General features: G+C 72.6%; 9 protein-coding genes. 3 read left to right on the top strand and 6 right to left on the bottom strand.

The window, feature by feature from the left end:
- Both GWK61_RS48510 and GWK61_RS48505 read left to right on the top strand, forming a co-directional pair.
- Positions 1 to 1,511, top strand: a 1,511-nt coding sequence (locus GWK61_RS48510) for an AbeC-like domain-containing protein (RefSeq protein ID WP_228564185.1), incomplete at its 5' end; no start/stop codon positions are given.
- Between the two features lie 22 nt (positions 1,512 to 1,533).
- The gene (locus GWK61_RS48505; RefSeq protein WP_194920295.1) at positions 1,534 to 1,731 is read left to right on the top strand and encodes a hypothetical protein; all 198 of its coding nucleotides are present in this window, start codon (positions 1,534 to 1,536) and stop codon (positions 1,729 to 1,731) included.
- Between the two features lie 73 nt (positions 1,732 to 1,804).
- Here the strand turns inward: GWK61_RS48505 and GWK61_RS48500 are convergent, their stop codons facing one another.
- The 4 genes from GWK61_RS48500 to GWK61_RS48485 all read right to left on the bottom strand — a co-directional run bounded on the left by GWK61_RS48500 (position 1,805) and on the right by GWK61_RS48485 (position 8,068).
- The gene (locus tag GWK61_RS48500) at positions 1,805 to 4,657 is read right to left on the bottom strand and encodes an ATP-binding SpoIIE family protein phosphatase (RefSeq protein ID WP_194920293.1); all 2,853 of its coding nucleotides are present in this window, start codon (positions 4,655 to 4,657) and stop codon (positions 1,805 to 1,807) included.
- 570 nt (positions 4,658 to 5,227) lie between these two features.
- Positions 5,228 to 5,929: a RodZ family helix-turn-helix domain-containing protein gene (locus tag GWK61_RS48495; RefSeq protein ID WP_194920284.1), complete on the bottom strand. Its 702-nt coding sequence runs from the start codon at positions 5,927 to 5,929 to the stop codon at positions 5,228 to 5,230.
- Between the two features lie 409 nt (positions 5,930 to 6,338).
- Positions 6,339 to 6,911: a chaplin gene (locus GWK61_RS48490; protein WP_194920275.1), complete on the bottom strand. Its 573-nt coding sequence runs from the start codon at positions 6,909 to 6,911 to the stop codon at positions 6,339 to 6,341.
- Between the two features lie 167 nt (positions 6,912 to 7,078).
- Positions 7,079 to 8,068, bottom strand: a complete 990-nt coding sequence (locus GWK61_RS48485) for a TIGR03557 family F420-dependent LLM class oxidoreductase (protein ID WP_194920273.1) — start codon at positions 8,066 to 8,068, stop codon at positions 7,079 to 7,081.
- A gap of 157 nt (positions 8,069 to 8,225) precedes the next feature.
- On the opposite strand from GWK61_RS48485, the gene GWK61_RS48480 reads away from it, so the two are divergent.
- On the top strand, positions 8,226 to 9,167 hold the full coding sequence (locus GWK61_RS48480) for a hypothetical protein (protein WP_194920264.1): 942 nt from the start codon (positions 8,226 to 8,228) through the stop codon (positions 9,165 to 9,167).
- On the opposite strand, the gene GWK61_RS48475 is transcribed toward GWK61_RS48480, so the two are convergent.
- On the bottom strand, positions 9,168 to 10,364 hold the full coding sequence (locus tag GWK61_RS48475) for a serine hydrolase domain-containing protein (protein WP_194920262.1): 1,197 nt from the start codon (positions 10,362 to 10,364) through the stop codon (positions 9,168 to 9,170). It lies immediately after the preceding gene.
- A gap of 145 nt (positions 10,365 to 10,509) precedes the next feature.
- The coding region (locus GWK61_RS48470; RefSeq protein WP_194920260.1) for a helix-turn-helix domain-containing protein at positions 10,510 to 11,025 on the bottom strand (516 nt) is incomplete at its 5' end.

Genomic DNA, 11,025 nt, shown 5'->3' with positions numbered 1-11,025 from the left:
CCCCCGGCGACGAAGCCACCCGCTACCTCTGCGCGGCCGTCCACCTCGACACCGCCCTGACCCGCCGCGCCCTGAAGGAGTTCGTCTTCGACGAAGGCCGCGCCCCGGCCCCCTCCACCGGCGTCGACGAGGTCCTGGTGCTCCGGCACGCGCTGGCCGCCCGGACCCGCCGCCTGCACCGCGACCTGGCGCTCGTGGCGCTGATCGTCGTCGCCCTGCTGGTGTCGGTCTGGACCGTCGGGGTCTGGCTCGTCTGGGGCGCCGGGCTGCGCCTGCTGCTCTCCGGCGCCGGCACCGCGCGCGGCGGCAACGGGACCGACGGCACCGGCCCGGAAAGCACCGAGGCGCGGCCGCAGTCGCTGTCTCCGTCCCCTGCCGTCACACCCGCGTTCGCTCCGCTGGCCCGGTTCGTGGCCCTGGTCTGGGGCGTCGCCGGCGCCGGGGCGATCGCCTCCGCCGCCGGTCTGGCCCGGCCCTTCGGGCTCGGCGTCCCGGACCGCTTCCACGATGCCGGGCCCGGATCCCCGTTCGTGGCGTGGATCTTCGTGCCGCTGGCCGGGATCCTCACGGCCTGGCTGATCGTCGTCGCCGAACGCCTGGCGACCCGCCACGTCCTGGTCGACAAGCTGCGCCGGGACCGCTTCGGCACGCACCGCTGGGTCACCACCGAGACCGTCTGGGCCCGCCGCGCGCTCGCCGAACTCGCGGCGCGCGCCGCCTCCGACCGCCAGGTCCTCGCCGATCCGGCGCGCCCCTTCGCCGGCTCCGGACGCCAGGTCCTGCGCCGCCGCTGGCTCCTGGAGACCGGCCCGATCCGCTACGACGTCGAGGACCTGATCGAGCGCGTCACCGAGGGGCTGGCCGCGGGCGTGCCGGGCCTGGGCCCGGAGGGCCTGCTGGACAAGGTGGCCTGGGACGACTTCGTGGTCGCCACCGGCCCGGTCCTGGCCGTCGGCCAGACCACCGACGCCTCCCTGCGCCTGCTGCCCTCCCCGCGCGGCACCGCCAACCCGCGCGTCTTCCGCCGCTTCCGCATCATGTCGAACCCGGCCGAGACCGTGGTCACGGTCTACCTGTCGGCCTCGGCGGCGCCGGGCCTGGCCCTGGTCGAGATCCACGGCCTGGTCCTGGAACCGGTGGCGGCCGGCTACCGCGGCGTGGACCGCCTGCCGGGCCTGGGCGTCTCCGCGGCACTCGTCGAGGGCTGGCACGCCGCAGCAGCCGTCCCGCGCCTGCTGTTCGCCGCCCCCCGCGCCGCCGCCGGAGCCGCCGCGGACCCCTGGCGCTGGCGCCACCGCCGGGCCACCCTCGACCGCGCCGCGGCCGGCGGTCTCCCGGCCGCCAACGGCGCCCGCACGTCGCTGCGCGAACTCGGCGTGGCCGGCGGCTGGCCCGGCACCCGCGGCCCGCTGGTGGACCGCGAGGGCGCCCCCTTCGCCCGCGAGGACGCCAACCTGGCGCTCGCGGTGGTCGAGCGAAGGGTGCGCGAGGAACTCCGGCCCTTGCTGTAGGCGAGCGTGTAGCCTGCGGAGCATGGAGTTCTTCACGCGGCTTCGCAGGGCCTTCCGCGCGGCCAAGGCGCCGATCTACACGGACCTCGGCACGACCGTGGCGCAGGCCGCCTCGACCACGTCGATCGCGGCCGGGATCAGCGGCGGGGCGCCGCTGGCGAAGGAGACGAAGGTCAAGCAGATGAAGACCTACGAGACGCAGGGCAAGGACGAGGGCTGAGCTCCGGATTTCGGTGCGGCGCAGCCCGGCCCCGCTGAAACAGTCTTCTCAGCCTGACTCGTAACGCAGCGCGCTACTCCGCTGTGCCCTCGCCCATCTCGGCCCACACGATCTTCCCGCGGTCCGTCGGCCGCACCCCCCACCGCTGCGACAGCTGCGCGACTATCAACAACCCCCGGTGCCGCTCGTCCATCACCTGCGTCACCGCCGGCCGCGGGATCCGGCCGTCGCAATCGGCGACCTCCACCATCAGCCGCCCCGGGTGCGAGCGCAGCGCCAGCTGGCTGGTCGTCGCGGCGTGCTGAGTGGCGTTCGTGACCAGCTCGGTCACCACCGACAGCACGTCGTCGGTCAGGTGCTCCAGGTCCCACTCGGCCAGCGTGGAGGTCACGAACCGCCGCGCCGCCCGCGCCGCCATCGGGTCCGGGTCCAGGTCGAGTGCCGCCTTGCGGATGCGCGTGGGCCGGGTCCGGACCATCAGCAGCGCCACGTCGTCGTGCTCGTCGCCGGACAGCATCGCGTGCAGCAGCCGGTCGCAGGTGCGCTGCACCGTCTCCGATCCCAGCGGGGCGGAGGACGCCGCCAGCGGCCCGTCGTCGGTGCGGACCAGCTCTGTCGACAGCCGGTTCAGGCGCTCCGTCAGCGGCGCGTTGTGGCACTCCACCAGGCCGTCGGTGTACAGCAGCAGCCTGCTGCCGCCGGCCAGCGGCTGGATCTTCTCGTCGAACACCGCCTCCTCGATGCCCAGCGGCATCCCGAGGTCGTCCTCCAGCAGGCTCGCCGACCCCTGCGGGGTGATCAGCGCCGGCGGCATGTGTCCGGCGCTGGCCCAGGTCAGCACCTCCTCGGCCGGGTCGTAGACGGCGTACACGCAGGTCGCGATCTGCTCGGCGACCCCGTCGTCGGCGGGCCCCAGCGCCCCGATCCCGGCCGGGTGCGTCCCGGTCGCGCTGAGCGCGTTCAGCGCCGCCGAACTGCTCGCCGCCGAGGCCGGCATCGTGCAGACCAGCCGGTTCAGCAGGTGCATGATCTGCCCCGGCGGCAGGTCCATCACCGCGTACGCGCGCACCGCCGTCCGCAGCTGCCCCATGATCGCCGCGGCCCGGATCCCGCGCCCCATCACGTCCCCGATGACCAGCGCCACCCGGCCGCCGGACAGCGGAATCACGTCGAACCAGTCGCCGCCGACCTGCGTGCCCTGCGCCCCGGGCAGGTACGTGAACGCGATCTCCAGCTCCGCCAGCTGCGGCGGATAGGCCGGCAGCAGCGAGTTCTGCAGCTCCACCGCGGTCTCGCGCTCCAGCCGGTACAGCCGCGCGTTGTCCATCGCCGAGGCCGCCTGCCCGGCGATGCCCTTCACGATCTGCTCGTCGCGCTCGGTGAACCGGTTCGGCTCGGAGTGCCCGAAGTACATCGAGCCCAGCACCGTGCCGCCGATCGTGGTGATCGGCAGCGCCAGGAACGACTTCACCGGCGGATGCCCCGGCGGCAGGCCGTGGAACGGCGCGCGCTGGCCGTAGCGGGGATCGGCGGTGACGTCGCCGGAGCGGATCGGCGCCGTCCCCGGGAACGCCGCGCCCACCAGCGAGGTCGGCCGCGGCATCGGCAGGTTCTCGAAGCGCTCGGCCGGGATCGTCCCGGCCAGCGCGAACCGGGTCTGCGCCTGGCCGTTGGTCGAGGTCAGGGTGTAGAAGCAGGTCCCGAACTCGGCGTCGATCGCGGTGCTGGCGGCGTCCGTGGCGAGCTTGGCGATCTTGCGGGTGTCCAGCTCCCGGTGCAGGGACTGCCCGATCATGTAGAGCGTCTCGACGATCCGGGTCTCCTGCGTCAGCCGCCGCTGCGAGGCCCGCAGCTCGGCCTCGGCGGCCAGCGCCGCGGCGCCGCCGTCGCCGGGCGAGGCCGGCATCGAGGAGGACGACGGAGGCGGCGCGGAGGCCTGCTGCGGCACCAGCGTCACCGACGGCCGGTGCCCGTTGCCGTTCCCGTTTCCCGAAGGCCCGGGCGCCGGGATGCCGTTCCCGGCCGGATTGGCGTTCACGCCGCCGCCGATAGCCGGGCTCGTCCCGTTCCCGTTGCGCGCCCCGAACACCTGGTGCCCGGCCGCCGGGGAAGAGGGCGCGAACAAGGGCACTGCCAGCAGCGGCGTCAGCGCCAGCCGGATCGCTGCGGCCAGCGTCCGGAAATGCGTCGCGGTCTCGGCCGGGATCCGGACCCGTGAATACAGCAGGGCCGTGTAGAGGGACGTGTTCCGCACCCCCGGCAGATCCGGGTGATCCGGCCCGCCGGAATCCAGCACCGCGCCCAGCGCGATCGCCGAGCGGATCTGGTAGTCGCGGACGAACTCCGGCGTCGGCACATAAGGGCTGCCCAACGCCTCGGGCACGTGGAAGACGTCGAACCGGTCCCGCAGCCGTGCCGACAGCCCCGAGCCCTCACCGCCGACACCGCCGCCGACTCCGTGCGGCCGCGTCACCATCGGCTCGGCCGCCGGCTGCAACCCCAGCAGCCGGTCCAGCAGCGCCAGCGCCAGCGGCGCGCGCCGCACCACGTCCGAGGCGGACAGCGGGATCGCCTGGTGGTCGCGGCTGTTGCGGCGGTCCGCCCAGTGCGGGTGGTCGCCGGAGGTGGCCAGCAGGGTCAGGTAGGGCAGGCCGTCGTCGTTGGCGGCCGCGGCCGGGTCCCGGGTGTTGACGTAGGAGCGCAGGTCGGGGGTGAGGCGGTCCCAGGTGACGGTGTGGAACATGCGGGCCAGCGCGAACGCCGGCCGGCCGGTCGCGGGGTCGGTGAAGGCGTGCCGCAGCCACTCCACGATGGCCGCGGAGCCCTCCTCCATGGAGGCGGCCCCGGCGGTGGCGGCTCGCAGCTCGCCGGAGGCGACGACCATGTCGGTGACCGAGAACCCGGAGAGGTCGAACGCCGACGCCATTCCCGCCGTCCTGTGGGTGGTCCGTGCGGACCCCGGCGGGGGCCCAGACACAATCATGCCGACACATCCTCACCGTGCGCGGTCGTTTGCCCCATCCGGCGCGGCGCTTCCGCCCGGTCGGGTGGCCGTCCGACCAGCGGCCCGGCCTTGGAGGTGGTGCCCCGGAGTGGCCGCGGCGATAGCTGGTGCCCCCGATCGTGGCACCGGGACGCCGAGATCTTGGAAATACGGATACAGATCTGGGAAATGCGAACACAGATCAGGGAAATGTCATTCACGGCGGGGCCGGGGCGGGAGCGCCCCGGAGCGGAGGCCGCCGGGCCGGACGGGGCAGCACGGCAGCGCCCCACCGCCGGCCCGATCCGCCGCGTCATCCTCCGCTCCCGTCTCAGCCTCCGCACTCGTGCAGTTCAAGGTAGCCAGTCGAGGGCGCGACGGCTATCGCGCCGAGGTGCGGAAACCGAACGTGGTACCAGAACCATGATTCCGCAGCCGGCAGGAATGTCAAACCACTGACAAAGCTGGGGCTGCCGGGGTTGGTGGGGTTTGACAGGGCCTTATCTCGGCTGATCAGTGCTTTCCGAGTCCGCCGAGCAGTGTGTTGGTCACCGATCCGAGCGTACCCAGCACTTCGCCGAGCAGACCGCCCAGTCCGCCGTCGCCGCCGCCGTTCCCGCCGCCCGGACCGTTTCCTCCGTTGCCGCCGGGATGCGAGGGCGAGGACGTCGGCGTCGAGGTCGGGCCGCCGGGTGTGCCGACCGGACTGCTCGGGCCGCTGGGGGTCTGCGGCGGCTGGCCGGGCTGGCTCGGCTGGCTCGGCTGCCCGCTCGGCGGCGTCCAGGGCCGCGAGCGGGTCACCGGCGGCGGCGTGGTCGTGGCCTGCGAGGTCGGCAGCGGCTCGTTCGTCCCGTAGGTGCGCGAGGTCGAGGGGGCCGCGTGGGTGGGCTCGTACTGTATGCGCGGACCGGTGCCGCCGACGTCCGTGGGTGTCACCGAACCGTTCCCGCCGGGCGCCGGGTCTCCCGGCGCCGCCGTGTCCGCGACCGGCGTGTCGCCGGTCACCGCCACCGCGGGATCGGCGCCCGCGCCGGACGTCGACGCCCCGGGCTGCGCCGGAGCGGAGTGCGCGGACCTGCCCGCCGCGGCGGGGGCGCCCGCGCCGGTGTGCAGCACGGTGGCCACCGCGGTCACCGCCCCGATGCCCGCGGCACCGCCCAGCAGCGTCTCAGCGGTCTTGCGTATCGGACCGGGTTTCCTGTGCCGGGTCGCCACGCGCCCCCACCTCCCCATCTCGCCGCGCCCCGCTGGGCTGCGGATCTGACGGTCAGTGTGCTGCCGACGGCGGGGAGTACGCGCCGCGCCAACCCCTTGTTCCCTCGAAAGAGCGATCAAAAGACCCCGGAAAGTCCGGCTCCGGCTCTCGCATGCGCCGCAGCGAGGGCCGGAGCCGGGAAAGGGGAGCGTGACGTGCCCGATGCGTGCTCGGTTCGAGGTCGGCGCGAGGCCGTCGCGAGGCCGTCGCGAGGCCGTCGCGAGCCCGGAACAAGCTCAGCCGGACCTCAGCCGGACCTCAGATCAAGCTCAGTTCGAACTCGGTCTCAAGATCGGTTCCGAGCATGGTTCCAAGCTTGGTTCCGAGCTCGGCGTGGATCTTGGTGTGGAGCTCGGTCCCGAGCTCGGCTCAGCCGTTCACGCAGTGGTTGTCCTCGGCGCCGGTGCCGAAGCTGCCCACCGACACCGCGTCACCGCACACCTGCACCGGCGCGTTCACCGAGGCCTGCACCACGTCGCCGGACACCGCGCCGGGGTCGTTGGACGTCGCGGCGGAGGCCTTCGCCGAGGTGTCCACGTCGTCGCAGGAGTTCCCGGCGGCGTCGGACTGCACGCCGGCGGCCGTCCCGGTCAGGCCGCAGCCCTGCACCGGGGTGTTCAGCGCGGCGCCGACGACGTCGCCGGACACCGCGCCCGGGTCGTTCGCGGCCGCGCCGCGGATCGAGGAGCGGTTGTCCCAGGTGGTGCAGCGGTTCTCCAGGGCGTCGTTCACCGCCCCGGCGAGGGACCCGGCGTCCCCGCACACCTGCACCGGCACGTCGCCCGCAGCCTGCGCGACGTTGCCGGCGGCCAGCCCGGGGCTGTCGGCGGCGGCGCCCTCGGTGGTGGCCGAGTCGGCCGCCGCGGCCGCGCCGGCGCTGCCGACCATCAGCGAGCCCGCGGCCAGCGAGAGCAGCAGACCCTTCTTCACGAACCCGTGCATGGATGTCCTTGTGGAGTCGACGAGATCAGGAATCGGGGCGAACACAGTGCCCCTTTGGTGATCGTCAACGAACATCGGCGCGCCAGGTTGCGGCACAGCGCGGGCCGACGGCCCGGATGTCAGCCATCCGGGCCAGTCGGCCCACCATCACACGATCTGAACAGCGCCTACCGCGTCAGCTTCGGCAGCACCTCGCGCCCGAAGACCTCGATCCACTCGGCCTGGTTGCGGCCCACGTTGTGCAGGTAGATCCGGTCCACGCCGAGGTCCAGGAAGGCCTGGATGGAGGCGCGGTGCACGTCGGGGTCGGAGGAGATGACCATCCGGCCCTCGAAGTCCTCCGGCCGCACCAGCTTGGCCATCTGCTCGAAGTCGAACGGCGAGCGGATGTCCTGCTTGGGGAACTTCATCCCGCCGTTGGGCCACTCGGTCACGGCGTTGGCCAGCGCCTCCTCGTCGGTCGGCGCCCACGACAGGTGCAGCTGCAGGATCTTCGGCATGGTGTCCGGGTCCTTGCCGGCCTTGCGCGCGCCCTCGGCGAAGTTCCGGAACACGCCCTCCACCTTGGAGTGCGCCGCGCCGGGGGTGATGATGCCGTCGCACAGCTCACCGGTCTTGCGCGAGGTGTAGGGGCCGGCGGCGGCGATGTAGATCGGCGGCGGCGCGGCGGGCAGCGTCCACAGGCGGGTGGTCTCCAGCGTGTAGTACTTGCCGGAGTGCTTCACGTCCTTGCCGGTGAACAGCTTGTTGATCACTTCGATGGCCTCGAACATCATCGCGACCCGGGTCGGCGCCTCGGGCCAGTACCCGCCGACGATGTGCTCGTTCAGGGCCTCCCCGGACCCCAGCCCGAGCCAGTGCCGCCCCGGGTACATCGCCTCCAGCGTCGCCGACGCCTGCGCCACCATCGCCGGGTGCATGCGGAACGAGGGGCACGTCACGCCGGGGCCCATGTCGGTGGTGGTGCGCTCGCCGATGGCGGTCAGCACGTTCCACACGAAGGGGGCGTTCCCCTGCTGCGGCACCCAGGGCTGGAAGTGGTCGGCGGCCATGGTCCCGGTGAAGCCGTGCTGCTCGGCCAGCGCCGAGTACTCCGTGACCTCGATCGGACCGAACTGCTCCAACATGGCGGCGTAACCGATATGCGGTGCACTCACGACTATGGCTCCCAACGAAACTGGAACATGTTCACTGCTACGTCATAGCCGACCTTAGAGCAGGACCCTGCACCTGTCGTGCGAGGCGGCTGTGGTGTACGGCACCATGGCCGGAACGTTCAAGACGCCCCGGGCGCCCCGGCGTAGCTTCAGCTGCATGAACGCGAACAAGACCGGCCGGATCGCCGATCGCGGCGGGGCGCCCGCGATCCTGCGCCGTGCCGAGACCTTCCTGTGGACCTCGGGCCGGGTGCTCGAACAACGTCGTTTCGAGGTCCTTTTCGGCCGTGTCGCTGACGGCTCCGGGCTGGCGGCGGCGCTCGCTGCGTACGAGGCCGGGCCGGGCGCCTATGCGTACGGACTCGAACCGGACATCCGCGGGCCCGAGCCGCAGCCGCTGGCCGCTGCCACGGCCTTGATGATTCTGGAGGACGCCGGGCGGCTCGACGCGGATGCTGTGGTGCCCATTTTGGACTGGCTGAGCACGGTGACCACCGCCGAGGGCGGCGTGCCGGCGGTGCTGCCGACGCTGGGCGCCTACCCGCGTCCGCCGTGGCTGCCGGTTTCCGGTGAACCGGTCGCCGACCTGCTGTCGACCGGGCAGATCCTCGGTCCGGTCCTGCGCAGCGGGGTCACGCACCCCTGGATCCCCGGCGCGGTGGAGTTCGCGCGCCAGGGAGTGGAGGCGATGGAGCACACGCACCCTTACGGAGTGGAGTCGGCGCTGATGTTCCTGGAGGCGGCGCCGGACCGGGACTGGGCCCGTGAGCAGGCCGACCGGCTCGGCAAGCTGCTGCGGGAGCAGCGGATGGTGCTGCTGGACCCGGCGCGTCCCGAGGACACGCCGGTCGCTCCGGGGTACGCGCCGGGGGAGTACCACCTGGCGTACGACTACGCGCCGAGCCCTGACAGTCTCGCTCGGGCTTGGTTCAGCGACGAGGAGATGCGGCGGAGTCTGGACCATTTGGCGGCGTCGCAGGACTCGGACGGCGCGTGGCCGATCACCTGGGCGAAGTGGTCGGCGACCACGGAGGTGGAGGCTCGGCCCGGGGCCACGGTGAAGGCGCTGCGGGTGCTGCGGGGCTTTGGGCGGCTGTAATCAGTCCGCAGGTGCCAGGACCGCTTCGATCAGGCGCTGGCTGAGCGGGCTCGGCGCGGAGAAGTCCACGCTCAGGTTCGACACCGAGTACACCGCGCGGATCGACAGGTCCCTGGTGGCGAACATGCCGTTGGCGTAGCCGTCGTCGTGCCCGGTCTTGCCCCACAGGACCACGCCGTTCGGCAGCTTCGTGGACATCAGCCCGGCGCCGAAGCAGGCCGCCTTCGGGCAGGAGCTGCCGTTGACGAAGGGGAGGGGCTGGCCGGCGCTGTCGGTGGGGATCGCGAACAGCTCGTTCTGCTGCGCCGGCGGCAGCAGGCGGCCCTGCATCAGCGCGGTGATGAAGTGGTCCAGGTCGGCGGGGGTGGAGATCAGGTTCGACGGGTCGCCGCCCTGCTCGCTGACGTCGATCGGCTGGCCTTCGTCGTCGGTCATGTAGCCGTGCAGGTAGGGGCGCGGCATGACGGGGTCGTTCTCGGGGACCGAGGTCCGCGTCAGGTGCAGGGGCCGCAGGACGCGTGCGGTGAGTTCCTGCTTGTAGGCGTGGCCGGTGATCTGCTCGACGAGCGCGCCGCCGATCCGGAAGCCGAGGGAGTTGTACTCCTGCTTGGTGCCGGGCGCGAAGTGCGGCCCGGGCCACGGCCGGCCGGTGGGGCGCAGGGTCTCCTGGATGATCTGGTCGAACGTCCGGTAGGTGTAGCGCGTGGCGATGACCTGGTCGGCGCTCGCCGGCGGCGCGCCCTCGTCGACGTCCGGCAGGCCGCTGGTGAAGGTGATGAGCTGGCGGACGGTGATCGGCGCGAAGGTGCAGGGCAGCAGGCCGGGCATGTAGTGCTGGATGCTCTGGTCGAGGTCGATGCGGCCCTCGGCGGCGAGCTGCAGGATCACGACGGTCTCGAACGTCTTGGCGATGCTCCCGGCGTGGAAGTGCGCGTCCGGCGGGATCTGGCGGCCGGTCTCGGCGTCGAGGGTGGACCCCGTCCACAGAGCGCCCGGCTCACCGACGCGGACGATGTCGCCGGCGGCGTTGTCGGTGGGTTGGGTTTGGATCGCGGCTTCGAGCGCGGCGGGATTCAGGGGCGGGAAGGCGGGCGCCGTGCTCGCTGCCGAGGCGGTTTCGCCCGAGATGGCGGTCAGGCCAGCGAGCGTCGAGCAGGCGATGGCGAGGACCGCGGCGCGGCTTGCGAGAGGTTTCATGATGGCTCCCCGTAGAAGATCAGTAGGTGGCGTCGCGAAGCAGGGCTTTGCGACGTGATCAATTCTGCGGAGCCGTGGTGGTGCGGAGAATGGGGCTAGCCCTACTCGCTCGGCTGAGCCAGCCCGCTGGTTTTGCTGACGCGCCTCAGCCGATTCCGAGCAGCTCGGTCGGCGTCACCCCGGCCAGCCGCCGCACTTCGCGCGCGAAATGCGCTTGATCTGCATACCCGGCCTGGTAGGCGACATCGGCGAGGCCGGCGTCCGGTGCGGCACGTCCCAGTCGCAGCGCGTGCTGGAAACGCAGGATGCCATGCAGGGTCTTCGGCCCGTATCCAACCGCCTCCGTGAACCGCCGCCGCAACTGCCGCTCCGACAATCCGACCGCATCTGCCAACGCCGGCACATGCGGCGGCACAGCCCCGGTTCGCAGCATCCTGACCACCTGCTCGACCGCCGCGTCGGGCTCATAGCGCGACGCCAGCGCGCCCACGAACCTCTCCAGCACCCCCGCCACCGCCTCCGGCGAATCGGCCGCAGCCGCCAACTCCTTCACCCGCGCGACATCCGAGGCCACCGACTCCAACGGCACCTGCACATCCCGCACCTCGTCAACCGGCATCCGCCCCACCAAGAGCCGCGCCGCCCCCGGCCGCAACCGCAC

The sequence above is a fragment of the Catenulispora rubra genome, from assembly GCF_015356825.1.
Classification (GTDB): domain Bacteria; phylum Actinomycetota; class Actinomycetes; order Streptomycetales; family Catenulisporaceae; genus Catenulispora; species Catenulispora rubra.
This window is presented reverse-complemented; position numbering and strand designations above follow the sequence as displayed.